We start from the raw sequence: 26531 nt of genomic DNA on the forward strand, positions 1-26531 counted from the left end.
ACTCAGCGTCGCCGCCGCACCGTCCGGTGTGTCTCAGTAGCGCCTCAGCGCCGCCGGTGAAGGGGGTTCTAGTGCTAACAACAAACACCCGCAACCCAAAAATTCACAAAAAGTCACCAAAAACGCCAGAAACTGCAAAAGCCCCACAATATCAAAGCGTTAACCGAAGCCTTTTCTGCAAACACACCCTCAATTCGCCCAAATCCCAAAACCAAAAACCAAACGCAAATCCCAAAAACATCCCAAAAACAACATAACCCAAAACAACCAACATACTTATCCACAGAAACGCAGCAAATCACATGAATCGGAATGCGCCCCGCGTCACCCCTCCCCCTCAAACAACGTCCGATTTTTTTGAAACCAGGGGATCAAGATGTTTTTCAGAGCAAGCAATTTGGGATTTTGTTGCAGATCGCGGTGATTGAGCAGCCAGACAGGCGGGTATGCGGATGTTGGCAGGTGCACCAACTGTTCAAGCCGGGGATGGGCCGCCCCCAGAAACAGCGGCATGCGCAATACCCCCATGCCCGCTTCGGCAGCTGCGATCAAAACTCCCATATCATCCAAACGCGCCCGAATGTTGATATTGGGATGCTGCTCACGCGCTTCTGCTGGGGCTGCTTTTTGCGGTGCAAAGAGCAGCCAATCGATTTGCGCCCCGGGGTTTTCACGAGCCGCGCGAGCAATTTCACGGGTGGCAAAATACGCACTGCGCTGCGCGCATAAGCGCCGCCCTACCAGCGCGTTTTGCGGCTCATGGCTGATCCTGAGGGCAAGATCAGCCTCGCGTCGGCTGAGGTCAAGAATATCATAGCTTGCCTTGATGGTGAGATCGATCTCCGGATGCAGCTCGGTGAAACGCGCCAGAAGCGGTGCAAGATGGGCCTGGATCATCAATTGTGGCGCGGTGAACGTGAAGGGCCCGGACAATTCAACCTGTTGCCCCGACAAGCGTCGCAGCAGCCGGTGCTCCTCTTCTTCCATACGCTCTGCTGTTCGGGCGATCTCATGCGCTTCGGGCAATGGCACATAGCCTTCGGGCAGGCGTTCAAACAGCGGGCGACCCAGGGCAGTTTCGGCGCGCTGAATGCGACGCGCTACTGTTGTGTAATTTACATGGAGCTCAAGCCCCGCTTTGGACAGGTTGCCCGTTTTCACCAAAGCGAGAATGGTGCGCAGGTCATCCCAGTTTAAGTGTTGCATGCATGTATTCCCAAAATAGAGACACATGCAAAATTGCATATCAAACATGCGAATTCACGTATTTTCGCACACCACACTATTCCCCATATCTTTGACATCTGAAAACTGGAGATGCCCTATGGTCTATGCTTATGTGAATATCATTGTCACCAATCCTGAAAGCTTTGCTGCCTATCGCGAAAAATCCGTGGACGCCCTAAGCCGTCATGGTGGCAAAGTGGCCGCAGCGTCGCCGCAACAGACTGTGCTGGAAGGTGAGCTGGAAACAGGTCTTGGCGTGATCTTGGAGTTTGAAACCGCCGAAGGTGCCAAAGCCTGGATCAACGACCCAGAACTAGAAGCGGTACATGCGCTTCGGACTGGCGCAGGCAGCAGCACGATTGCCCTACTGGGTTAAAGAGAACACCCCATCTAGTATACGTCGCGCAATTTGCGCGGCGTTAACCGTTCTTAAGGCGATCAAGACCTTCTGTTAAATCACCGACAATACCCGCACTATCCATGTGACGCCGAAGCCGTTGATTAAACCCGCCCGGAGTATTCAGGGCATCAACCAATGCAGAACTGGATGTCGAAGACAGGCTATTGCAGACCAGCGCACGCAAGAAAGCCTCCCCCTGGGTTTGGTCACCACCATTTTGCCCCAACCATTGCGCAGTCTCAGCCAGCATCAGGGCAACAGGAGACAATACGGCTTGCGCCGAAAGATATGCATCAAGTTCACACTGATCTTTTAGCGCAAAGATTTGCTCACGCGGCTCAAAAAGATCCACCAACAGCCCCGTTTCACCAAGAGCAAGAATGGGTGAGCCACCCGTTGAAATACCGGGAAACGGCAACATGATCGCGGTGGCTTCGGCTGGAGCCACGAGATCGGCAAGCGCAGCCAGATCCATTCCAGCGATGAATGAAACAACACGCTGCCCCTTGGTGAAGCCTAGCTCACGTAAAACAATGGGGGCGGTGTCTGCGAGCAATCCAAGAAAGACAACATCGCTTTGCGCAACCACCTGACCATTATCCGCAACGGTCACATCATCACATTCCGCTGCCAAGGATGCAGAGGCTGACCGTGAACGCTCCGAAACGATGATACTGTGCCCCTGACCGGTCAGCCCCCGCACCACAGCAGATGAAATGGTGCCGCACCCAAGGAAGCCGAGTTTCATATCATACACTCTCGTTGCTGAACTGCGTTCACACACTCCCCCAAAAGTGCCTGCCAGAAGCAAGCTGGCAACTGCAGAGGATCTGAAACGGGCGCCCGTGATAGGGCGCCCGTTTCAATTTGTTATATTTCGACCAAGCTATTCAGCCGCGAGTTGGGACACAATCTTTTCCACCCGCACTGCGGCGAATTTGAACTCTGGGATCTTACCATAAGGATCCAGGGCAGAGTTGGTCAGGATATTGGCGGCCGCTTCCACATAGGCAAAGGGGACAAACACCATATCCTCAGATACGGCTCGATCCGCACGCGCCATAATATCAACCGAGCCACGTCGGGTGGTGAGGCGGATCATCTCGCCCGGTTCCACCCCAAGTGCACGCAGGGTTTTGGGATGAAGCGAACAGTTTGCCTCAGGCTCCACTGCATCAAGCACGCGTGACCGCCGGGTCATAGACCCCGTATGCCAATGCTCAAGCTGACGCCCGGTTGTCATCACCATAGGATATTCTGCATCTGGTGCTTCGTCCGGCGCGATCACACTGGTAGGCGCAAACCGCGCCAGCCCGCCTTCGCGTGGGAAACCATCGCCAAACACAATCGATTGGCCCATATCTTGCGCGTCGATTGCAGGATAGGTGATGGTCTGGGTTTCCAGCCGCTCCCAAGTGATATTGTCGAGCGAGCGCATGGTCTGTGCCATTTCCCCATAGACATCGGCAACGTCATCATAGTTCCAGGGCAGACCAATTCGGCGCGCAAGTTCAATGGTGATGGTCCAGTCTTCCCGCGCATCCCCCGGCGGTGGCACGGCCGGACGCACGCGCTGCACCTGACGATTGGTATTGGTCACAGTGCCGCTTTTTTCAAACAGCGCGGACGCGGGCAGGATGATATCAGCGTAGTTCGCTGTTTCTGTCAGGAAGATATCCTGCACCACCATCAGATCAAGATTGGCAAAGGCATCGCGGGCGTGATCGGCATCCGGGTCTGACATCGCCGGGTTTTCACCCATGATATACATGCCGCGAATATTGCCCGCATAAGCCTGATCCACGATCTCGGTTACGGTCAGACCTTTCTCAGCCGAGAAATCCTCACTTTCCCACACATCGGTAAAGCTCTTGCGCACCTCATTTGAGGTGACGCTTTGATAATCCGGCAGGAACATCGGGATAAGACCTGCGTCAGATGCACCTTGCACATTGTTCTGCCCACGCAGCGGATGCAGACCGGTGCCGGGGCGACCAACATTGCCTGTCATCAGCGCCAGTGAAATCAGACAGCGCGAATTGTCTGTACCGTGAATGTGCTGGCTGACCCCCATCCCCCAGAAAATCATGCCCGCATCCGCCTTGGCAAAAAGACGCGCGGTGCGGCGCAGCTGTTCGGGAGAGATACCGCAGATCTCACTCATGGCCTCTGGAGAAAACTGGCTCAGATGCTCTTTTTCAGCTTCCCAGTTTTCGGTCCAGCGATGGATGTACTGGCTGTCATACAGCTCTTCTTCCACAATCACATGCATGATTGCATTGAGCATGGAAACATCGGCACCCGGACGGAACTGCAGCATCTCAGACGCAAAGCGGCGCAGGCCAACGCCACGCGGATCCATCACAATCAGCTTGCCGCCGCGTTTGGTGAACTGTTTGAAATAAGTCGCCGCAACAGGGTGGTTTTCGATCGGGTTCGCACCGATGATAATCGCAACGTCTGCGTCTTTGATATCATTGAAGCTGGCCGTCACCCCGCCCGAGCCGATGTTTTCAATCAGCGCCGTCACGGATGATGCGTGGCACAGCCGGGTGCAGTGGTCCACATTGTTGTGGCCAAACCCCTGCCGGATGAATTTCTGAAACAGATAGGCTTCTTCGTTGGTGCATTTGGCAGAGCCAAAGCCAGCGACGCTTTTGGGGTTCTCAGCGCGCAGCTGTTTAAACCCTTCAGCGGCAAGATCCAGTGCTTCATCCCAGCTCGCTTCGCGGAAATGCGTGCTTAGATTTCCGGGATCGACATTCAATCCCTTCGGTGGCGCATCTTCGCGGCGGATCAACGGTTTGGTCAGGCGGTGCGGGTGATGGATGTAGTCAAACCCAAAGCGACCCTTTACGCACAAACGTCCCTCATTGGCAGGCCCGTTGATGCCTTCGACATATTTGACCTTGCCGTCTTTAACCTTGAGGCTGACCTTGCAGCCAACGCCGCAGAAGGGGCAGACGCTTTCGGTTTCGCTGTCATAATCCTTGCTGTCGCCGCGCTGTTGATCATCCATCAGATCTGCGGGCATCAGCGCACCAGTTGGGCAGGCCTGGACACATTCACCACAGGCCACACAGGAAGACGCGCCCATTGGATCACCGATGTCAAAGGTGGGATAAGAGTCGTGGCCCCGCCCTGCCATGCCGATCACATCATTCACCTGCACGTCGCGGCAGGCCCGCACACAAAGGTTGCAGGAAATACAGGCATCCAAATTAACATTCATCGCCGCGTGGCTGGCATCAAGCTGCGGCACCCGATCCCGTTCGAGCTTGGGAAAACGTGACTCCGAAACCCCGTTGAGTTCCGCCATGTCCCACAAATGCGAAGACTTATCGCGGGCCTCCTCTGGCGCGGGCTGATCCGCAACCAAAAGCTCCATCACCATTTTACGGGCGGTTTCAGCGCGGTTTGAATTGGTGGTGACAACCATGCCGTCGCTGGGTTCACGAATACAAGACGCCGCGAGCGTGCGCTCGCCCTCAATCTCCACCATACAGGCACGGCAATTGCCATCAGGGCGATATCCCGGCGCTGGCTTATGGCACAGATGCGGGATTTTGAGCCCACGGCCATTGGCCACTTCCCAAATGGTCAGGCCCGCTTCGGCGGTGACTTCTTTCCCATCGAGGGTAAATGTAATGTTCTTCGACATTGCTCAGATCTCCTCCGGGAAATGTTTCATTGTCAGACGAATAGGGTTTGGTGCAGCCTGACCCAGACCGCAGATCGACGCGTCAACCATGGCCTGACTGAGTTCTTCGAGCAGGGGCTGATCCCATTGATCAGATTGCATGAGCTTTACAGCTTTTTCACAACCAACCCGGCATGGGGTGCATTGGCCACAGCTTTCGTCTTCAAAGAAGCGCAGCATGTTCAACGCAGCGTCGCGCGCATTGTCCTGATGAGAGAGCACCACTACAGCAGCGGACCCAATGAAGGTGCCATGCGGCTGAAGCGTGTCAAAATCCAGCGGCACATCATTCAGGCTTGCCGGAAGCAAACCAGAAGAAGGGCCGCCGGGCTGATAGGCCTTGAATACATGCCCTTGCGCCATCCCGCCTGCCGCCGCGATAATGTCCAAAATGGTGGAGCCAGCAGGCAGCAAATAAACGCCAGGGCGGGCAACTCGGCCTGAGACGGAATAATTGCGCAGCCCCTTACGGCCGTTCTTTTCAACGGAATTCAAAACCTCTGGGCCAAACCGCGTGATGCGCGCCACCCAATAAAGCGATTCAACATTGTGCACCAATGTCGGACGCCCAAAAATGCCCACCTGCGCCACAAAGGGCGGGCGATGGCGCGGAAGGCCGCGTTTACCCTCGATGCTTTCGATCATCGCGCTTTCTTCGCCACAGATATAGGCCCCTGCCCCGCGGCGCAGATCGATGTATCCAGGCGCGACGATCTCTGCCGCTTCGAGTTTGGCGATTTCGCGTTTGAGAATTTCGCGAACTGCCGGGTTTTCATCACGAATATAGATGAAGCAGGTCACAGCCTCGACCGCCCAGGCGGCAATCAGCATACCCTCAAGGAACATATGCGGATTGCGCTCCAGGTGATGGCGATCCTTAAAGGTGCCAGGTTCCCCCTCATCCCCGTTTACCGCGAGGAACCGCGGTCCGGGATTGGCCCGCACGAACCCCCATTTGGTGGCGGATGGAAACCCTGCGCCGCCTAGACCGCGTAGCCCCGCCTCTTTGATCTGGGCTTGCACAGCTTCCCAATCGCCATTTTCGCGCAGCGCGTGCAACGTGCGATAGCCGCCATCGGCCTTATATTCGGCAAAGCCCTGATAGTCGGGTATCTCGGCATGGGTGTCACCGGCACGGATTGCAGCAAGCACCTTTTCTGGCGTCGCGTGATCAATGTGATTGTGACCAAGTTCAAGCGTGGGCGCGGTATCACAACGCCCCATGCAAGGCGCGCGCAGAACGCGAACCTCATTGGGATCAAGCCCCTCTTCCAGCGCAGACTTTAGCTGTTGCGCCCCCGCCAGCTCACAGGACAGCGAGTCACATACCCGGATTGTCAGGGCTGGGGGGGGAGTTTCCCCTTCGCGCACCACATCGAAATGGGCGTAAAAACTCGCAACTTCGTAGATTTCAGCCTGACCAATGCGCATCTCTTCTGCAAGCGCGCGCAGATGCGCCGCGCTGATATGGCCGAACTCGTCCTGAATAAGATGCAGGAATTCAATCAAAAGGTCGCGATTGCGCGGGCGAGATCCAAGAAGGCCCAACAGCTCTTCATGTGCGTGATCATCCAACTGTCTGCCCTTAGGGGTCTTACGCCCTTTGCCTCGGTTAGATTTCCAAACACCCTTATCCCGGTTGCCTTTGTTTTGATCCAGAGGTGCCACGCGAACCCTCCTCCAATGCGTTAATTTAGCCTCTAATTGACATCAGGGAACTGCATCGTCAAATTGATATACGGTATGTTTTGATAAGCAAACCTTATCACGCCAATGTGTCAATCGTGGCACGCAAAACCCGCACTGAAGTCAGCTCAGGGTTACGCTGCAAAGTCGCCAAGCAAATCGGCTTGACCGTTTCAGGATCCACCAAAGACAAAGCCCGGGTTCCCTCCGGAACGCCAAGCGATTCAATCAAAGCCCTGGGCACAATTGTTGCAAGGGTCCCGCCACGCGCCATGATCAGAGCCGCCATAAAGCCAGAAGCCTCGGACATAACACGAGGCCGCAGCCCCTGCTCTTCCAGGATGTGATCAACGATACGACGATTTTGCATCTTTGGCGACAGCAAGCTCAGCGGCAGATGTTCTATTTCGGCCCAGGCAATGGTGTCGTCAAAATCTTTCACCATATGGAGCGGCGCTAGCAGCATATAGCTTTCATCATATAGCGGCAGCACCTCAACCATATCGCGCCCAATGCTGTCGGCATAGGTAATGCCCGCATCCAATGACCCATCATATAGCTGCTGCTGAATCGTGTGCGAATTGGTCACTTCGAGCTGGGTCAGAAGCCGTGGATGGCTGAGATACAGGCTGTTGACCACTTTTGCCGCAAAAGCCGTCGCGGTTGGCACAACGCCAAGCTTTAAGATTCCGGTCACCTCGCCACGTGCCGAGGAGATATCTTGCTCAAGTGCGCGCGCCTCATCCAACATGCGGCGGGCCCGGCGCACAATCATCTCTCCCTCGGCGGTCAGGCCCTGAAAGCGGTTCCCCCGTCGCACCAGCGATAGGCCAAGGCGTTCTTCCAAATTGCGAATACGCATGGAAAACGCCGGTTGCGACATGTTGCACTCTTGGGCTGCGCGCGCAAAATGGCGATGGCGGGCCAGAGCAGACAGTATCTTTAGGTCACGCAGTTCGATCATTGCAAAAGAGCTTAAGTCGTTAGATTGAGCTCTTATACTGTCGGAAATCTAGAAAAATGGCACGTGGAAAAATCGACTTATCGAATGGGCTTAGCGACGCGCAGCAATATTGCGCACCGTTTCTTCAAAAATGCTGGTGACCCGATTCAACAGACCTCGGGTGACATCCATTTCATTTTCAATCTCTTCAAACTGCTTCAATGTGTCGATCAGGCGCTCACGCCGATTTGCCAAATGGGCATCGGTCAGCTTTACGCCTTCAGGCGTGGTGGAATAGGTTACCCCTGTACGCCCTGACCCAGATTTGCTTATCAGACCCGCAGACGCCAGCTTGCGCAGTGAGTACTGAATATTAGGGATATCATCCCGGTTGGTAAGACGGGCCAGCTCCTTGATCGATTTAGGACGATCATTCATGCGAATGATATGAAGCAGCGCCCCTTCTGCACCAGATAATGGTGTGTCACTGATGGAGAGCATGCTTTGCTGCTGCCAACGCTCAAGACCGTTGTACGCCCGAATAAGGGCAAGCTCGAATTCATTTAAAGCGTCTTCCACGGCATCGGTTGGAAGATTGGACACAAGCGTGTCCAGATCGGTATTAGATTTGATAGCAGAAGAGGTCAAAAAGGTCGTCTCCAGAATCTGATGTGTGTCCAGACGATCGACCGGCGATCAACCAAGACAAATTTACGCACAAATTTGCGTTGTATAGCAACAAGATGTCAACTTACTAGTTGAATTTCAAACACACCTCGCCAAATTGTTTTGTTGACCAAATTCGACACTAGTTACGCTGAGTACTTCATATCATTGCGCTTTTTAAAAATGAGAGCAACCTTAAGTTGCTTGACAATATGTTTACTACTCCACCACTTGCATTGCTGAATTTATGTGCAAACACGAATGCATGAACATATTTTGCAGCTCTAAACGCTGTGCATGTCAGATCCGTTACATCGTATTTTACGAATCCATCGCGAATTCCACCAATAAAATTAAGAGATCTGAAAACTTTGGCGGGCAAGGCTGGTCTAATCGTTAAATCAGCAACATCCTGTCCATGTTACTTACTGTCGCACATTGCAGCCAACGCCCACCTTACCGCTCTTGCCGGAGCGCGGCACGCGGGCTGCAACAAAATTCGCAACATTCGTGCCATGGCGACCTCAGAGCCTGCGGTAGGCCCTGGGTTGCTGTTTCAATACACATGTGCCGCATCCAAGACCTCTTTCGATATGCAAACGTGGGTTCACTTCACGCCCCTGCATTTGCCAACATCACAAGACCCGGATCGCGCAACTTGGTCCGATACGCAAGGAAAGCACCTGTCTCATGCTGAAACGAGTCCTACGCCGCTTTGCCGGCGCATCACTCTTCTTGAAATGCCTGTTTCTGATCGTCACCAGTACACTAGCCGTGGCGACGCTAATGCTCGTCTCCAGCGAATTGCTGATTCACAAATCCGTACTCAACGGGGTGAATAATCTGGGACGCAGCGTCACCGTTACAGTGGCTGCGCGAAGCGGTGGAGCCATTCGATTTGGCGATCGCACCCGGCTTGGACAAGACCTTACAGATACACTCGCCTTGACCGAAGGGCGCGCAATCTACGGCGCGGCAATGGACAAAGATGGCAAAATCATTGCCGAAACCGGATCAGCGAGCGAAACACAAATCGCAGCCCTAGAAGCGGCCGGGCTTGCAGCTGTCGAAACCTTAAGTGAAAGCAACGTGCTGGACGGCCTGGCCACGGTTGCCCCCGCATTGGCAGGGAAAGATCGTGATGTGGCGATTGGCTCGGTCGCCTTTATCTGGACGCCTGATGTTGATCTTGCCCTTGTGCAAAATGATCAGATTCTTGCGCTAGTCTCTGCAATCGTTGCGTTCTTGTTGATGGCTGGGATCTCTTCCTTGGTACTACGTCGCTCTGTGGGTATTCCACTGTCCCGCGTGACCGAAGAGCTGAACAATGTCGCAGATGGAACCTATGACAACGATGCGATCTATACAAATCGCGGCGATGATGTTGGACGGCTCGCAAACAATCTGGAAGCACTGAAAAAACGCCTGATCGAAGGGCGCAAAGCTGAAGACGCACGACACGAGGCGCAACGCGCTCAGGCTGATGTGGTTCAAGATCTTTCAAACGGGCTTCAGACCCTGTCCGAAGGTGACCTCACCCACAAGCTGGATCGGCCCTTCCCGGGCGAATACGAAGCGTTGCGCAACAATTTCAATACCGCCGTGGCAAAGATGACGGATATCATCGGCACCGTGGTGGAAAATGCCAGCCGCATCCGCTCAGGCGCGTCCGAAATCAGCCAGTCTTCCGACGATCTGGCCCATCGCACTGAAAGCCAGGCGGCAACATTAGAAGAAACCGCGGCGGCAATGGAAGAACTCACCGTAAGCGTGCGTTCAGCAGCCGACAGCGCTCGCACTGTGGAAACCATCGTGAAAGATGCCAAATCCACCGCAGAGAATGGCGACACCGTGGTGACCGATGCGGTCGCTGCAATGGGCAAAATCTCGGAATCTTCGTCCCAGATTTCGCAGATCATTACTGTGATTGATGACATCTCGTTCCAGACCAACCTTCTGGCACTCAACGCGGGGGTCGAAGCCGCACGAGCGGGCGAAGCTGGTCGTGGGTTTGCGGTTGTGGCTTCCGAAGTGCGCGCCCTGGCGCAGCGTTCTTCTGACGCCGCACAGGAGATCAAAGCGCTGATCACCAAAAGCAGCCAGCATGTGCACGAAGGCGTGGATTTGGTGGGCCGAACTGGGGAAGAGCTGAAAAAGATAACTGAAAGCGTCAGCGAAATCTCAGAACACATCAGCGGCATCGCGTCTGGCGCGGCTGAACAAGCCACCACGCTGAGCGAAATCAACACCGGTGTGTCGCAGCTGGATCAGGTCACCCAACAAAACGCAGCGATGGTGGAACAAGCAACCGCAGCAGGGCAGTTGCTCAACCATGATGCCACCAATCTTGCGCAACATGTTGCGGTGTTCAAAACCGGCACCGCTGCGACCACAATCGCCCCTCCTGCCCCGGCGGCTACACCGGCTGCGGCACCGGCAGAAGACGAATGGGTCGACAATATATTTGAAGAGCCAGAAGCGCCTCGAAAAGTTTCAAACGGATGGGAAGATTTCTAAGATCTGACTTTCCAAGATCTGCAAACTGGACGCGCCAGACGAGTTTCTCTGGCGCGTTTTCCCCATCAGGGACAGACGACGAGGTTTTGTTCGCCACCAAGAGTGCGAATCGCGCTGCTCGAAACGGCAAAATCCTAGCATTTGCATTTCAAAACCTGCCGCGTTTTAGCGATTGCGACCACGATATTTTGGATCCACCAGTAAAGACGAACAAAAATTACCCACCCAGACTTTCGTTTTGAGGGAAAATCCGCGCCAATAAGGTGATTTGAGAAAATTTTAGTCACAGATCGCCGGATTGGGAGAAAATTCCAACATCGAACATGGCGTTTTCATGACAATCAGCTTATCCAATGGGTATCTTTAACTGGCAGAGCATATAGAAACGTGTTCGACCTTCCCGCCTTGCGCGCTGAACTTTCCGAAAAATACGACCTGACACCTTCGCCCAAATTGGCCGAAGAAATGAGTGATATATACGCACGTATGTCACGGGTTGTGACCCCTGCAGACTGGATCATCTACGCTCCATACGTGAAGGCCATCAATGATTTGAAGGCCAAGCGTAATGCCGTGATCTTGGGCCATAACTATATGACACCCGAGATCTATCACGGCATTTCGGACTTTGGTGGAGACAGCTTACAGCTGGCGATCAAAGCGACCGAGGTCGAAGCAGATGTTATCGTCCAGTGCGGCGTACACTTTATGGCGGAGACCTCTAAGATCCTGAGCCCGTCAAAAACAGTGCTGATGCCAGACATGGACGCGGGCTGCAGCCTGGCGGAATCCATCACGGCTGAGGGTGTGGAAGAAATGCGCCGTCGTTATCCCGGCGCGCCCGTTGTGACCTACGTGAACACCACAGCCGAGGTCAAAGCTGCTTCGGACATTTGCTGCACGTCATCAAACGCTGCGCAAATTGTTGCAGCGCTGGATGCAGACACCATTATTATGACCCCAGACCAATATCTGGCGCAAAACATCGCCCGCGATGTACCGCAAAAGAATATCGTCTGGTGGGAAGGCTCGTGTATCGTGCATGAGCAATACTCAGCCCAGGATTTGCGCGATTTTCGCGAATGGAACCCAGGCACGCGGTTGATTGCACACCCGGAATGTCCTCCGGATGTGTGTGATGAAGCTGACTATTCAGGGTCCACCAGTGGCATCATTAAATATGTGACCGACGAGAAACCGGAAAAGGCCCTTTTGATCACCGAATGTTCGATGGCCTCGAACATCGCGGATCAACTGCCCGAGGTGGACTTTGTCGGCCCATGCAATATGTGCCCCTATATGAAGAAAATCACGCTGGAAAAGGTTCTTTATTCGCTTGATACCATGACCGGTCAGATCGAAGTGGATCCGACCGTGGCCGAAAAGGCGCGTCTGGCCGTAGAGCGAATGATCGACCTCTCCCGCAAGTTGGGTATTTAAAGCACACAAATGCAGATACTCCAGACCGATCGCGTTGTGATCGTGGGTGCCGGATTGGCAGCGCTTTATGCGGCGTTGAAACTGGCCCCCCGCCCGGTGCTGATGATTTCGCCCGATGAGCTTGGCTTTGGTGCTAGCTCTGCCTGGGCGCAAGGCGGTGTTGCGGCTGCAATGGATCGCTCGGACAGTCCAGAAGCCCATGCGGCGGATACCGTGAGCGCAGGTGCTGGTACTGTGGTGCCGGAAGTGGCGGAGTTCGTGACCAAGGCTGCGCGCGATCACATCCTGGACCTGACAGAAATTGGCACATCTTTTGATCGCACCAAAGACGGCGGTTATGTGCTTTCGCGCGAAGCGGCCCATAGCGCGGCCCGCGTCGTGCGTGTTCTTGGCGATCAGGCTGGCGCGGAAATCATGCGCGCATTGATCCACGAGGTGGAGCAGACGCCCAGCATTCAGGTGCTTGAAGGCGTTGTTGCGCTTGGCCTTGAGGTCAGTGAGGGGCAAGTCAGCGGTGTCAAGCTTGCACACAGTGATGGATCTGAGCCGGTTTTGCTGCGTGGCGCAGGCTGCCTTCTGGCTGGTGGCGGTTCTGGCGGGCTATATGCGCGCACGACCAACCCAACCCGCATTCGCGGTCAAGTCATTGGTATGGCGGCGCGCGCTGGCGCGGTGATTGCTGATGCGGAATTTGTACAGTTTCACCCAACGGCCATCGATGTCGATGAAGATCCTCTACCTTTGGCAACCGAAGCGTTGCGCGGCGAAGGCGCAATCTTGATCAACAAAGACGGTGAACGCTTCATGCAAGCAGCGCACCCAGATGCGGAACTTGCACCGCGCGATATTGTTGCCCGCGAGATCTACAAACAAAGCCAAGCAGGCAAAGAGCCTATGCTGGATACCCGCTCGGCACTTGGTGATGCGATTAACGATCAGTTCCCTTCGGTTGTTGCGTCCTGCATGCGCCATGGGATCGACCCAACACAGAGCCCCATTCCGGTGGCCGCCGCTGCACATTATCATATGGGCGGCATTGCCTGCGATCTGAACGGTCGCACATCGCTGCCTGGGCTCTGGGTCTGTGGCGAGGCGGCTTCTACCGGGCTGCATGGGGCCAATCGTCTGGCTTCAAACGGGCTGTTAGAAGCGCTTGTCTTTGCCCGCTCCTGCGCATTGGATATCGACAGCTGTCTGGTTGGCGAAGCCTCTGGCGCGCGGGTTTTCCCAGAGTTCGCCCAAAGCTCTGATGCCACGCCACAAGAGGCAATCGATGCTCTGCGCAAGACCATGACAGATTGCGTTGGTGTGGTTCGTGATGAAGACGGGCTTGAAGATGCGCTGTTTATGATTGCCTTCCTCGAAGACAATCATGGCCACGACGAAGGCTTTGCCAATATGTGCGCCACCGCCACATTGATTGCAGCCGCAGCGCTAGCACGCTGCGAAAGCCGCGGCGCGCATTTCCGTTCTGATTTCCCAGATGCAAACGCAGGTGACGGTCAACGCTCCGTCATGACCTATGAGACCGCACGTAGCATTCGTGACGCAATCGTAAAGGATGTCCTATGACCGCGACCCTTCCCGACCTGATCCTTGAACCAATGGTGCGCAATGCGTTGATGGAGGATCTGGGCAGCTATGGTGATATCACCACCCGCACAGTTATTCCTGCAGATACGCAGTACAGTGCCCGGATCAACGCACGCGAAGATGCGGTTGTATCGGGGATGCAGATCGCGGCGCTGGCCTTTCGACTGGTAGATGCGGATCTCAAAATCAATACCGTGATCGCCGATGGCCAGCCCTGTAAAAAGGGCGACACCTTGATGGAGATCACCGGCGACGCGGCTTCGATCCTGACCGGAGAGCGGGTTGCGCTGAATTTCGCAGGCCGCCTGACCGGGATCGCCACTTTGACCGCTGGTTTGGTTGCTGAGACAAAAGGTACACATACCCGCATCACCTGCACCCGCAAAACGACGCCGGGTCTGCGCATTGTCGAAAAACAGGCGGTCCTGCATGGTGGCGGCTTTAATCATCGCTATTCGCTGTCGGATGCGATCTTGATTAAAGACAACCACATTGCAGCAGCTGGTGGCATCGCGGCCGTTTTGAAAGCGACCCGTGCACAAGCTTCGCATATGATGAAGGTCGAAATAGAAGTCGACACGCTGCAACAGCTTGAAGAAGTGCTGCAAGAAGGCGGCGCGGATGTGGTGCTGCTCGACAATATGGACGTGGCCACCCTGCGCACAGCAGTGGATATGGTAAAAGGTCGCGTGGGGACGGAAGCCTCCGGCAATGTACGGCTCGAAACCGTGGCCGAGATTGCCGCAACTGGTGTGGATTACATCTCATCAGGGGCTTTGACCCATTCCTATCGCACCATCGACCTCGGCCTGGATTTCTGATTTCCACAATGGTTGTCCCCGATTTGGCAACATAGCATAGCGGACAAACTCTCAAGATGCTGGGCGACAGTTGCCTCGCCCAAGCGCCCTGGATAGTCGAAAGCAGTAATGCTTTCGCGTTCTGGCATGGCACCTAAGCGTAAAAGCCACAGACTTTGGTTTGGGGAGCCCGCTCAACAGGCGCTCGTCGTCCTAGATTGATTCGACATCGGGCCTGCAAAAGCGCGAAAAACCACCCTAACCATAAGGTTATGAAATTCAGCTAAAAGTTGATATTAACTTATGCGAAATCCCACTGGGTAGCAAAATTGCGACGAAAGTTGGGCAAACTATTGACGAAACTTCGCTCGATTCACGAATATTTCAGTATCTGATTATGTTTTTCAGACGAACAGCAACTGGGCGAGTAAAAAGAAAAAAAGGGGCGACAAGCCCATGCATGCGGCCAGGCATTGTGCAGAAAACGCATTAGTGATCCGGCCATTTCGAGTAGCGCATGACCATCCAACGCCCTCGGTACGAGGAGCAAAAGTTGTGAACTATTTGACTGACGTTGTTTCCGATCAAGAAACCTCAGACGCCTTTGACCTGCTACGCCGAGGGCGCAATCGACGAAAATCGATCCTGATCACAGGAGGTGCCGGATTTCTGGGATCACGTCTGTGCAGCCGATATATTCGGGAGGGCTATCGGGTCTATTGCGTCGACAACCTTTCGACCGGCCGGATGTCAAATATTGAACACCTGCTCGATCATGCGTTTTTCTCATTTATAAAACATGATGTTACTGAACCACTTCGTCTAGCAGGCCAGGTATCTTGGGTTTACAATATGGCCTGCCCCGCCTCTCCACCCAAATATCAAAGCGATCCTATCCACACGATGAAAACCAATGTGCAGGGCGCGCTGAACATGCTGGACCTTGCGCTGGAACATGGGGCACGGATCCTGCAAGCCTCAACATCCGAGGTCTATGGCGACCCGGATATCACTCCACAACAGGAATGCTACCTGGGAAATGTGAACACGGTAGGGCCACGCTCATGCTATGATGAGGGCAAACGTGCTGCCGAAACCATCTTCCATGACTACCAGCAGTTTCGCGGCGCCGATGTTCGGATCGCGCGGATCTTCAACGCCTATGGCCCCGGTATGGATCCTGACGATGGGCGGGTGGTGTCGAATTTTATCACCCAGGCGCTGAGAGGGACCCCGATCACCGTATATGGCGACGGCAGCCAAACCCGGTCATTTTGTTTTCTCGAAGATATGATCGATGGCTTGATGGCGCTCATGCACAGTGAAAACCGCAAGGGCGCGCCCATGTGCGAGCCGGTGAATATCGGCAATCCGGATGAGTTTACCGTCGCCGAACTTGCGGGGCTTGTACTCGCCCAGACCGGCTCGGCGTCAGACATCGCATTCAAGGCGTTGCCCCGCGATGATCCTCGCCGTCGTCGCCCCGACATCAGCCTGGCACGCGATCGCCTGGGATGGTGCCCAAAGGTGAATTTGGCGCAGGGGCTCAAAAGCACGATCCCCTATTTCGCAAAGGAACTGGCCCGGGAAACCCAAGCTGAACTCAACATAGATCTGGTGCAGTGATGAATGCGCCCGCGATAATTGTAACCGGTGGCGCAGGCTTCATTGGCAGCCACGCCTGCAAGGCGCTGGCAGCCGCCGGGTACCAGCCCGTAGCCGTGGACAATCTGCGCACCGGTCATCGCGATGCGGTCAAATGGGGCCCCTTTGAATTTGCCGACATTCGCGACAGTTCTGCCCTGGCGCGGATCATGCAACGCCATCAGGCAAAAATGGTCATGCATTTCGCCGCCGCCGCATATGTCGGTGAATCGGTTGAGCGCCCGGGCTTTTATTATGACAATAACGTCGGTGGCACGATCGCCCTGTTACGGGCGATGCAGCTGGCACAGGTGCATCAAATCGTCTTCTCTTCTAGTTGCGCCACCTATGGCGTGCCCGAGGAGCTGCCCATTCGCGAATGTGCACCACAACAGCCGATTAACCCTTACGGCCACAGCAAGCTGATGTGCGAGCAAATGATCCGGGACAGCGCAGCCAGCGGCAAGCTGCACTTTGCCATTCTGCGCTATTTCAACGCCTGTGGTGCGGATCCTGATGGCGAGCTGGCAGAACGCCATGACCCGGAAACCCATCTAATCCCGCTGGCAATGCAGGCCGCGGCTGGGACGCGCCCTGCATTGCAAGTCTTTGGAACCGACTACAACACGCCAGATGGCACCTGCATTCGTGACTATATCCACGTGCGAGACCTTGCCCGCGCCCATGTGATGGCGCTGGACTGGCTGGCAAGCGGACGCGAAGACATTATGGTCAACCTTGGTCAAGGTACAGGACATTCGATCCTGGAAATTCTCGAAGCCATTGAAAACGTGACTGGCACACGCCCACCTTGGGAAGCGGCCGCCCGCCGTGCAGGCGACCCTCCGATCCTGGTGGCGGATACCACTTTGGCGCGCAACACCTTGGGGTTTCGCCCCGAGCTGAGCGATCTGAATTCGATCCTGTGTCATGCGGCCCCCCATTTTGGCCTGGAGGTGCGCAATGAAATCTGCGCCTAAAACCTGGCATGATCGCAGCCGCTGGCATCAACGTCATCGCTATCTGCGTTCGCTCTGGTCGCCTCAACAACAACGGCGCAATCTGGTGCTGATCCTGATGTGGGGTCTAAGCGCCGTATTTTTCTGGGAATGGTGGCTGCGCCCCGAACATATGACCACCGGACCGCAATATCTGGTGGCCACATTGGCGCTTGCTTGGCTGTTCCTCCTGCAGGTGTTCTTTGTCCTGGTATTTCGACAGGCCAAAGTTCCTGCCTGCGCGCCACCCGCGCCGGGGGATGTGCGGGTGGCGATGATTGTGACCAAAACCCCTTCCGAGCCGCTCTCGGTTTTGGTTCCCACCCTCAAGGCGATGCTCGCACAAGACTACCCGCATGATACTTGGCTTGCAGATGAAGCCCCCGATGATATCACCCGCGCTTGGTGCGCGGCACATGGGGTGAACATCTCATCGCGGCAAGGGATAGAAGAGTACCACCAGAAAACCTGGCCACGCCGCACGCGCTGCAAAGAAGGCAACCTAGCCTACTTCTATGATCACTATGGTTATGAAAACTATGATTTCGTGGCGCAGCTCGATGCCGATCATGTGCCCACCACAACTTATCTGCGTGAAATGCTACGTGGATTTGCGGATCCCGGCGTCGGCTATGTCTCGGCACCCAGCATCTGTGCGGCCAATGCCAAGGAAAGCTGGGCTGCACGCACCCGCCTTTATACCGAAGCGTCCTTTCACGGCGTGTTTCAGGCAGGATATACTGCAACCTTCGCGCCAATGTGCATTGGCTCTCATTATGCGGTGCGCACGAAAGCTTTGAAAGACATCGGCGGTCTGGGGCCGGAGCTTGCTGAGGATCATTCAACAACCATGCTGATGAACGCCGGTGGCTGGCGTGGCGTGCATGCGTTTAACGCCATTGCCTACGGCGATGGTCCCGCCAATATCAGCGATCTGTGCATCCAAGAGTTTCAATGGTCTCGCAGTCTGGTGACCCTCTTGCTGCAATATACGCCGAAGTATTTAAAACAGCTTCCGTTCAGGCTTAAATTCCTTTTTTGCCTTTGCCAGCTATTTTACCCATTATTTGCCGGTTTCATGACGCTGTTTTATTTCTTACCTATTGCAGCCATTGCGTTTGACATGCGCTATGCCGAAGTCACATTTCCAGCCTTCCTGTATCACAGCATGCCACAAATGATCATATTGACCATTATTGCATACGTGATCAAATCAGATCAAAACTTACGCCCTTTAAGTGGAAAAATAATATCCTGGGAGAAGTCGCTATTTCTTGCACTGCAATGGCCCTGGGCATTTTGGGGCTGCGTTATGGCGCTCAGAGATTATTATGGGAAATCATTTGTTGACTTTCGAATTACGCCAAAAGGCAACGCCGCCAAATCACAACTACCAATGCGCATTATCGCAGTTTATGCGTGTCTCGCACTGGGCAGTATCGTTCCCGTTATATTCATACGTGACGTTAGCAATGCACAGGGCTTCTATCTTTTTGCAACAATTAATGCTACACTGTTTACAGCAATTGTCGGCGTGATTGTATTTCACCACTATGCTGACACAACGGTCCGCCGAAATCGCTTTCGCTTGTTTGACCTTGCAAAGGTTGCCGCACCACCTGTTTTGGTTGCAACCATCACTTTGGCAATTTCTGAACGGGGCACCGAAAGCCTGTATGCGTTGTCGCGCGGCATCGAACCCTATCAATTGATCCGCGAAGAATATGGGGTCGCAGGGGCCGGAATGGGTGGTCCAGGGAACGTTATCTTAATTTTTGATCCGGGCTGGGAGAGCACTGGTTCAGAGCATCTTGGGAGGGATTAATATGATACAGAAATCTCAGACCGCCACACTGGCTAGCTGGACAAACAACAAGCAGGCCACCTATGTAATTGCCTGTGGTATTGGCCTTTTCTCTGCTTTAGCCCTCCCTGTGTTTGCCGCTCCGCCTGGCGTGCTCCCCTTTGGTGTCTATGATCCCGGCGGGCAGTTTTCAGAGGATCCCGATGTGCAGATCGAGCATCTGTTTTTGCCGTGGGAAGATGTTTTTCTGCCATCGCTTGAGCTTGCAGATGAATACGCCGCCGAACGCGCCCGAGCCATTTTGGTAACAATAGAACCCTGGACCTGGACGCGCAGCGAGCGCAACAGCGCTGAGCGCTTGACCCAAGGCATTACCAGCGGCGTCTATGATGGCAATATCCGCGCAATTTGCGACACGCTCGCCGGGTTCCAGAGCCCAGTGACCGTACGCTGGGCCCAGGAGATGGAAGACAGCTCTGGCCAGTTCATCTGGGCGAAATGGGAGCCCGAAACCTATATCTCTGCCTATCGTCATGTGGTAGAAACATGCCGTCAAAGCTCTGATAACTTTGACTTTATGTGGTCTCCGCTCGGATACGAGGACTTTCAGGACTATTTTCCGGGTGACGATTATGTCGATGTAATTGGGCTCTCGGTCTTCGGTCTGCAGGCCTGGGAACAAGAGGTTCTGGGCAGCGAGCAAAGCTTTCGAGACATCCTGACGCCGCGCTATGAACGGGCGCTTGAATTTGATCTGCCCATTGTGGTGGCGGAGCTCGGCTATGTCGGCGACACTGCCTATATTGAGCGTTGGGAAAATGACGTGCGCCAAGACTTGGACGGGTTCCCAGAGTTGGAAGCAGTGATCTACTTCAACCAACAAGAGGTCTACCCCTGGCCCGACGGGTTCGGCCTGCCGGATTGGCGGATCCCCAACAACCAACTGGATGAAATCCAGGCCGGTTTAAGCGACTAAACCACCAGAAAAGCAGCTATCGGCTGTTTCCTGCCTAGATTTTTTTCACAATAGCCTGCGTTCCTTTCGGCGCAGGCTATTGTGTGTTTTCAAACCATTAGTTTCCGAACACCACGCGATATGATTACTCATATCCAAACTATATCCGCGCTTAAGATGATCTTAGCTTTGATCGAATAGAAAGTCTCTTATCTACTCAATGCAGTTTTGTTAGGCTGCGCCACGAAAACACGAGAGAGTACTGGAACACAGCCCCGAAAAACGGGGTGTAACGAGGCAGTTGATCATGGCAAATTCCAAGGGCGCGCGCCCTATCCTTAACGCATGTAAAAGGCAGTTTTTTTTACGCCTATTTAAGCCTGTTATTGGCGGCGTTTTCTGCGCAACATTGTTCCTGATTGCTGGTGGTCCACAACCCGCACTGGCGGGTGGCACAACATTGCAACCAATCGCACATGTGGCCGTGCCCAAGGCTCAATCACAAAAGGGCCTCAACCTCCTGCAAAGACCAGTGGCACAACCGCGTCCACAAACACGCAAAGTGTCCACTTTGGGAAATGGCAGTTATATTTGTTCCCCAGCAGGATTTGGAAAAAGATCTCACTGTTTCGCAAACTAGATAAAACCATCTCTACAGACCTGAAACAATCACCCGCAGGATACGCCACTGAATAAGCGCCCTGCGGGATCAATACTTCACACTCAAAAAACAAAACCCAGCACGTTTACTTTAATTGATAAACCCTTGATTTACCGACCGCCTTATGCGACGATTTCATTAATGGGTAATTCCGAAATACATTTTCTTTCGGACATTAATTCACGTGCGGCCGCAAGTGTGAGCAGATCTTGCGCATTAAATAATCCGCAACGCATACCCTATCAACAAATACGGGCAATGTTTGGAGGAGTATTAATGCGTTTACGCCAATATCTACATCCACTAGCAATTGCATCTACGGCGTTGGCCTTTTGCACCGGTGCCGCTTTTGCCCAGTCCACTCTTTTTGGATCACCTGTACCCAAAGATTCTGCGGCACCTGAACCAATGTCGCTCTATAAGATGTTTGCAGGAAAAAGCGCCGATTGGGGCGCAGGATCATATGCCTATTTTGCCCCGGATGGCACATTTCGTGCGGTCAACGAAGCTGAACAGAGCCTTGGGATGGGGCGCTGGTATGTGACCACCAACAGCAAGATGTGCTATGATGCGGCCTGGATGTGGCGCCAAGATTTCAACGCACAAAGCAGCGAAGTGCTGACATGTGCCCGCTTCCGCGTTGATAGCAACGGCGAACTCTGGTCGACGACCGGATCAATGGCTGGTCCGTGGTTTCCTTTTTCGGCCGCCAACATGCGCCGGGGAGATATGGTCAGTGGCCGTTTCAGCACCCTGTATTCATCTTTTGGAATTGCTCCTCGCAGCACCAAGAACAATTAAAAAAGCGCCCATTCACATGGGCGCTTTATAGTCGTTTGGCGTTGCACCATCCCCTTCACAGAGGATGGCGCAGAAGCGTTTAGGCAAAGATGAAGTTGTCTTCGGTGAAGGTCGACAGGCGCAGATCTTCGCCTTCGACCACCAAGGTCTCATCTGCAAAGCTGACTGTCACGCTAGAGCTGCCTGCAAAAGCGACATCCAGATCGTCGAATGAGGTAACACCCCATACAGATACGTCGATCAGATCTTCGTCCGCTGCAAAATCAGCAATGGTGTCTTCCTCTGCATCTCGGACGAACCGGAATGTGTCGGAACCTTCTCCACCAATCAACAGATCAGAACCGGCTCCATCGTTGAGCAAATCGTCACCATCACCGCCGTCGATAGAGTCATCACCACGACCACCAAACACTTTGTCGCGACCTGTACCGCCAAAGAGGCTATCATCGCCAGTGCGGCCACGCAGGGTGTCGTTGCCAGACCCGCCGAACACACTGTCATCGCCAGATCCACCGATTGCGAGGTCGTTGCCACGGCCAGCATTCAAAGTGTCATCACCGGCTCCACCGCGCAGTCTATCATTGCCACGGCCACCACGCACCAGATCGTTACCCTGGCCGCCTTGTACCACGTCTTCACCAATGCCGCCGCGCAAAGTGTCGTCACCAAAATTGCCACGCAGCGTGTCATCGCCACGGCCGGCATTCAGAGTATCGCGACCTCCGCCACCAATCAATTCATCATCGCCGTCATCACCACGCAAGCGATCAGAACCAGCGAAGCCTTCGATCAGATCATCCGAGATGGTCCCTTCGAGCACATCGTCCTCATTGGTACCTTCAACGGTCTGTTCAAGACCCAGCGCCAAGTCATAAGCGATGGTGGTGCCATCAACCTCATAGGAAACCAGCAACTGTGGCAGGCCAGTGCCGCTGTCTTCTGCGGATACAAATGCCATGCCTTCTGGGCTGATACCAACAGATCCCGGTGCGATATACTCTACAAACAGCGCGTTTTCTGGATCAGTTGCATCGTAGATCACAACACCGCTGTCACGCTCAAGACCAATGAACACATAGGTGCGACCGTCGTGTTTGCCGACAGTGATGGCTTCTGGCTCAGTCCCTTTATTGTCGGAACGACCATCAACAAACCCATTTGGGTTCAGCGCAGCAGTGATGCGTGCAAAGTCTGAACCACTGTCGAAGACCAGGTTGCCCTCTTCATCAAAGATCGAGAAGGAGCGACCACCAAAGGCGTGCAACACGTCAATGTCACCGTCGCCATCTGTATCGCCATCAATCGCAGAGATTTCCAAACGATCCAGACCAGTGGTGTCTACGCTATCGTCAATGGTCACGATTTCTTCTACGCCGTCACCATCGATATCATACGAGACCTCACCCGCTGCGAAATCTTCCACCCGGAAGTCTTCGTCGCGAGAGTCACCCTCGTTTGCAGTGACAATGTAGTTGGTGCCATCTGCGGTGAAGGCTGAGATCGTGTCAGGCTGGCGCAGGCTGACCACGTTCTCAAAGGTCGCTGGGCTATAGATCTCATCGTCATCGTTCACATCTGTGGCGATTTCAGACAGATCCTGGGTACCAGCAGAGAACAGACGCGTGATAGATCCTGTTTCAACATCGATCACAGCGATTGCATTGTTTTCCTGCAGTGACACATATGCAGTTGCACCATCTTCAGAGAAGGTTGCAACCTCTGGCTCCAGATCATTCGCAGCAGAGAATCCGGGGAAGATGCGGATACCTGCTTCGCGCAGTTCGTCTTCGCGACCGTTAAATTCGCTGAAGTTGATCGAGGTGGTCTGTGCATTTTCTGCACCTTCGCTCACATCGATCAGCGTGACAGAGCCAAACGGATCACGTTCATCACCAGGTTCACCTTCGTTGGCCACGATGATGGTCGATCCGTCAGCGGAGAATTTCACCGCATCTGGCAGGACACCAACCATAACCGTATTCAGCAGAACGCCATCAGTGTCAAAAAGCGCGACAACCCCACGACCATTGCCATCGTCAGCCAGTGCAGTGCGGTTCACCGCAACCGCGACCAGACCGTTTTTGACGGAAACCGATTGAATACCGTCAAAACGTTCAATGCCTGAAAGATCGAAAGAGTTAACCAATGCGCCCTGTTCGATATTGAACACATCGATCGCATCTTCTTCACCATTGGTGACATAGGCAAAGCCATTTTCCACATCAACGATTTCAGAACGACCCTCGTCGTCATCTTCGTTTGGAACACCTTCGCCAGAGAACAACAGTGTTGAGCGCACAAGCTGCGCATCAGTTTCAACCGAGAAGTTCACACCACCTTGTTCCAACTGAACAATGCGTGTGTCCAGACCAGCGCCCAGATCACTTTCGTCGAATGCGTTGTCAACGTCACCAAAGTTTTCGGCCAGATATTCCGCCAGCGCGTCCTGCTCGGTGCCGTCTTCGGCAAAGGTCGCTTCACCGGTGAAACGGCCATCTTCCTCGCCGTCGCCATCCAGATCATCCAGATCAACACGGTTTGCTTCTTCGCCCTGCGGGAACGGGTAGTCATCGCCGCCACCGGCCAGGAAGCCCAGCGTAACAATGCGGAAGTTTTCAGCTGCATCACCTGCCAGTTCGCCGTTGACAACCAGCTGCGCGATGATCGAGCCGTCTTCTTCGTTGACGATCGCTGCGTTTACGATGCGCGAACCCGCTTCCTGCGTTTCGTCGATCGACATGCGAATGCCGGACAGCTGCGGGAACTGACCGTCAACGCTTGGCAGACCGCTGACGCCGTGTTCCAGAACCTCAACCAGTTCAGCGCGGGTCAGGGTAAGCAGGGCCAGGTTGTTGTTGAACGCCAAAGTGGTCTGGATGTCGTTCTGGCTGATGCCACCTTCGGGCTTAACCACATTGCCTTCGCTGTCGACCACTTCTTCGTTTGCGGTGCGAACTGCCTCGGAACCGCCCGCAGGTACGATGGTCTCACCGATGCTGGCGCGGATACCGCCGCCGTTTTTGATCGAAACAACAACGTCGCCGTCATAGTTCTGCGCAACGGCCAGGTTTGCATCCGCAGTCAGGTTGCCAAGGTTGGTTTCCTGGGTGCGGACACCGTCGGTATCCAGCGCATCGCCAGTGCCCGAACGGTTGCCATTCAGGAAGACGTTGGAAACGCCAAACACATTGCTTTCGGTGGCAATGATTTCTTCTTCGATAGCGTCAACGATCTCTTGGATTTCCGCATCCACCAGATCTTCGGCGCCCAGATCCGCAACGCCTTGTTCGTCGGTGGCATAGGCACCGGACACATCCGCGTCATAGCTGTCGGCGATGATGTTGCCTTCGTCGTCAAATTCGATGACCAGGCGGCCAACATATTTGTAGCTGCCGTCGGTGTTCACAACCACGGTGTCAGTGCCGCCGACGTTGGTCACAAACTGCGGGTATTCACCCTGCGAAGTGTCGCCATCGCGCAGACGGTCATTTTCGTCGGTCAGGCGCGTGTTGGAGCCACCCGCAACGATGATGTCGACGTTTTCCAGACGCTCGGCCAGGGCCAGTTCAATGTCGATACGCTGCATGTGAGCCAGCAGAACAACTTTGTTCAGCGTCGGGTTGGCCGCCAAGAGCGTGTCAACTTCGGACTGGATTTCAGCCGCCAGCGCGTCCAGTTCCGCATCCGTGGGCGTGCTGCCAAATGCACCCGGCGCGATGGTGACATCACCGGGCGAAGAGATCGACGCCAAGGTTGGCGTGGTCGCGCCAACAACACCGATCAGCTCGCCGTTTTCTTCCAGTACAACCGAAGTTGTGATGGTGTTGGCCGCCGGAGCCGCGCCGCCATCGACAAACAGATCTGCCAGATTGGCGTCGGTTGTCACATCCAGGTTGGTGGACAGATAGGCGAAATCCGCGCCGGTGAAATCCGCGCCCAGGATAGTGCCTTCCGCGGAGCCATCGATCAGGCCACCCAGCACGCCGGTGCCAAAATCAAACTCGTGGTTGCCCAGCGCGATGGCTTCGATGCCCAGTTCGTTCTGGATCTGGATGTCCGCGATCCCAACCGAGCCAAAGGCTTCGGCGGAGGCATCAAAAAACAGGCCCGGAATAAACGCATCACCCGATGACAGTGTGATGGTGTTGTCGACGACATTGTCGCCGCCCAAGTCTTGTTCACGCAGTGCGTTCAAAACGGCCGACAGCCGAGGCGCGTCGCCGATGGCCGCGCTGCCTGCTTCCTGATCCGCAATGTGAAGAAGTTCTAAAGTATAAGCCACGATAGCCCCCGTGAGTCTAAAAATCGCCCACGAACTACGGGGGTAAACACACAGATTTTTTTCAAAAATGTAACGCAAATTTAACATGTAAATTCGATGAAAAACCGAAACGTGAGCGAAATTCAAATTAACTCACATGTTTTCGCCAAACGCCTGCGCAATATTTGAAAGAAAAGCAGATGGGAAATTTAGCGTGAAATCAATATATTAACAATACCCCATGTGCTACCCCACTGGTACGCATGTAAATTGAAGCTAAAATCAATTGAAAACTATCTTTTACAGCCATTCGCTGAGTGAGAGAAAATTCTCAAAAATGAACTCATCCTCTCAGTAATGTGAGCAATACAAGACCATAAAAATCCGGGAAAGACTGCATGTTTGATCGCATTTCTTTCACGCTGGTACAGATGG

General features: G+C 54.2%; 18 protein-coding genes. 11 read left to right on the top strand and 7 right to left on the bottom strand.

Features of this window, described 5'->3' with window-relative positions:
- On the top strand, window positions 1-257 hold a 257-nt coding region (locus tag GG681_RS17750; protein ID WP_214645133.1), incomplete at its 5' end, for a hypothetical protein.
- Between the two features lie 67 nt (window positions 258-324).
- Here the strand turns inward: GG681_RS17750 and GG681_RS06065 are convergent.
- Complete coding sequence (locus GG681_RS06065; protein WP_153546180.1) at window positions 325-1206, bottom strand: LysR family transcriptional regulator; 882 nt, start codon at window positions 1204-1206, stop codon at window positions 325-327.
- Between the two features lie 118 nt (window positions 1207-1324).
- On the opposite strand from GG681_RS06065, the gene GG681_RS06070 reads away from it, so the two are divergent.
- Window positions 1325-1603: a DUF1330 domain-containing protein gene (locus GG681_RS06070; protein WP_153546182.1), complete on the top strand. Its 279-nt coding sequence runs from the start codon at window positions 1325-1327 to the stop codon at window positions 1601-1603.
- A gap of 43 nt (window positions 1604-1646) precedes the next feature.
- Here GG681_RS06070 and GG681_RS06075 read toward each other — a convergent pair whose 3' ends face one another.
- From GG681_RS06075 to GG681_RS06095, 5 genes are all read right to left on the bottom strand, one after another.
- Window positions 1647-2411 carry an NAD(P)-binding domain-containing protein gene (locus GG681_RS06075; protein ID WP_328593280.1) on the bottom strand — a complete coding sequence of 255 codons (765 nt, stop codon included), beginning with the start codon at window positions 2409-2411 and terminating at the stop codon, window positions 1647-1649.
- A gap of 102 nt (window positions 2412-2513) precedes the next feature.
- Window positions 2514-5288, bottom strand: coding sequence for a formate dehydrogenase subunit alpha (fdhF, locus tag GG681_RS06080; RefSeq protein WP_153546186.1), 2775 nt, complete (start codon window positions 5286-5288; stop codon window positions 2514-2516).
- Between the two features lie 3 nt (window positions 5289-5291).
- Entirely contained in the window at window positions 5292-6995 is a 1704-nt protein-coding gene (locus tag GG681_RS06085; RefSeq protein ID WP_328593281.1) for an NAD(P)H-dependent oxidoreductase subunit E, read from the bottom strand.
- A gap of 97 nt (window positions 6996-7092) precedes the next feature.
- A complete protein-coding gene (locus GG681_RS06090; RefSeq protein ID WP_153546188.1) occupies window positions 7093-7977 on the bottom strand; it encodes a LysR family transcriptional regulator in 885 nt (294 codons plus the stop codon).
- A 90-nt stretch (window positions 7978-8067) separates the two neighbouring features.
- On the bottom strand, window positions 8068-8604 hold the full coding sequence (locus tag GG681_RS06095) for a winged helix DNA-binding protein (protein WP_235899762.1): 537 nt from the start codon (window positions 8602-8604) through the stop codon (window positions 8068-8070).
- A 708-nt stretch (window positions 8605-9312) separates the two neighbouring features.
- Between GG681_RS06095 and GG681_RS06100 the strand changes: the two genes are divergently transcribed.
- The 9 genes from GG681_RS06100 (at window position 9313) to GG681_RS06140 (ending at window position 21835) form a co-directional block, all read left to right on the top strand.
- The gene (locus GG681_RS06100) at window positions 9313-11139 is read left to right on the top strand and encodes a methyl-accepting chemotaxis protein (RefSeq protein ID WP_153546190.1); all 1827 of its coding nucleotides are present in this window, start codon (window positions 9313-9315) and stop codon (window positions 11137-11139) included.
- A gap of 387 nt (window positions 11140-11526) precedes the next feature.
- Window positions 11527-12579 carry a quinolinate synthase NadA gene (gene nadA / locus GG681_RS06105; RefSeq protein WP_328593282.1) on the top strand — a complete coding sequence of 351 codons (1053 nt, stop codon included), beginning with the start codon at window positions 11527-11529 and terminating at the stop codon, window positions 12577-12579.
- Window positions 12580-12588: 9 nt separating this feature from the next.
- Window positions 12589-14151: an L-aspartate oxidase gene (locus GG681_RS06110; protein ID WP_153546192.1), complete on the top strand. Its 1563-nt coding sequence runs from the start codon at window positions 12589-12591 to the stop codon at window positions 14149-14151.
- Window positions 14148-14993, top strand: a complete 846-nt coding sequence (gene nadC / locus GG681_RS06115; RefSeq protein ID WP_153546194.1) for a carboxylating nicotinate-nucleotide diphosphorylase — start codon at window positions 14148-14150, stop codon at window positions 14991-14993. Before GG681_RS06110 ends, nadC begins: the two co-directional genes overlap by 4 nt.
- 534 nt (window positions 14994-15527) lie before the next feature.
- Window positions 15528-16598, top strand: a complete 1071-nt coding sequence (locus tag GG681_RS06120) for a UDP-glucuronic acid decarboxylase family protein (RefSeq protein WP_328593283.1) — start codon at window positions 15528-15530, stop codon at window positions 16596-16598.
- Window positions 16598-17596 (top strand): UDP-glucose 4-epimerase GalE, encoded by a 999-nt coding sequence (gene galE / locus GG681_RS06125; protein WP_153546198.1) that lies wholly within the window; start codon window positions 16598-16600, stop codon window positions 17594-17596. The genes GG681_RS06120 and galE overlap by 1 nt, the downstream gene beginning before the upstream one ends.
- A gap of 151 nt (window positions 17597-17747) precedes the next feature.
- Window positions 17748-19439: a glycosyltransferase family 2 protein gene (locus GG681_RS06130; RefSeq protein ID WP_235899764.1), complete on the top strand. Its 1692-nt coding sequence runs from the start codon at window positions 17748-17750 to the stop codon at window positions 19437-19439.
- A 1-nt stretch (window position 19440) separates the two neighbouring features.
- Window positions 19441-20394 carry a glycoside hydrolase family 26 protein gene (locus GG681_RS06135; protein WP_153546203.1) on the top strand — a complete coding sequence of 318 codons (954 nt, stop codon included), beginning with the start codon at window positions 19441-19443 and terminating at the stop codon, window positions 20392-20394.
- A gap of 781 nt (window positions 20395-21175) precedes the next feature.
- On the top strand, window positions 21176-21835 hold the full coding sequence (locus tag GG681_RS06140) for a DUF995 domain-containing protein (protein WP_153546205.1): 660 nt from the start codon (window positions 21176-21178) through the stop codon (window positions 21833-21835).
- Between the two features lie 79 nt (window positions 21836-21914).
- Here the strand turns inward: GG681_RS06140 and GG681_RS06145 are convergent, their stop codons facing one another.
- Complete coding sequence (locus GG681_RS06145; RefSeq protein ID WP_214645134.1) at window positions 21915-26117, bottom strand: choice-of-anchor I family protein; 4203 nt, start codon at window positions 26115-26117, stop codon at window positions 21915-21917.
- Window positions 26118-26531: the final 414 nt, after the last annotated feature.

The sequence above is a fragment of the Tritonibacter aquimaris genome, from assembly GCF_009617595.1.
GTDB classification, from domain to species: Bacteria; Pseudomonadota; Alphaproteobacteria; order Rhodobacterales; family Rhodobacteraceae; genus Epibacterium; species Epibacterium aquimaris.

Bases quoted from the DNA above. Each gene is read 5' to 3' on its own strand.
- GG681_RS06065 (WP_153546180.1), bottom strand. From the start codon at position 1,206: ATGCAACACTTAAACTGGGATGACCTGCGCACCATTCTCGCTTTGGTG.
- GG681_RS06070 (WP_153546182.1), top strand. From the start codon at position 1,325: ATGGTCTATGCTTATGTGAATATCATTGTCACCAATCCTGAAAGCTTT.
- fdhF (WP_153546186.1), bottom strand. From the start codon at position 5,288: ATGTCGAAGAACATTACATTTACCCTCGATGGGAAAGAAGTCACCGCC.
- GG681_RS06090 (WP_153546188.1), bottom strand. From the start codon at position 7,977: ATGATCGAACTGCGTGACCTAAAGATACTGTCTGCTCTGGCCCGCCAT.
- GG681_RS06100 (WP_153546190.1), top strand. From the start codon at position 9,313: ATGCTGAAACGAGTCCTACGCCGCTTTGCCGGCGCATCACTCTTCTTG.
- GG681_RS06110 (WP_153546192.1), top strand. From the start codon at position 12,589: ATGCAGATACTCCAGACCGATCGCGTTGTGATCGTGGGTGCCGGATTG.
- nadC (WP_153546194.1), top strand. From the start codon at position 14,148: ATGACCGCGACCCTTCCCGACCTGATCCTTGAACCAATGGTGCGCAAT.
- galE (WP_153546198.1), top strand. From the start codon at position 16,598: ATGAATGCGCCCGCGATAATTGTAACCGGTGGCGCAGGCTTCATTGGC.
- GG681_RS06130 (WP_235899764.1), top strand. From the start codon at position 17,748: ATGACCACCGGACCGCAATATCTGGTGGCCACATTGGCGCTTGCTTGG.
- GG681_RS06135 (WP_153546203.1), top strand. From the start codon at position 19,441: ATGATACAGAAATCTCAGACCGCCACACTGGCTAGCTGGACAAACAAC.
- GG681_RS06140 (WP_153546205.1), top strand. From the start codon at position 21,176: ATGGGTAATTCCGAAATACATTTTCTTTCGGACATTAATTCACGTGCG.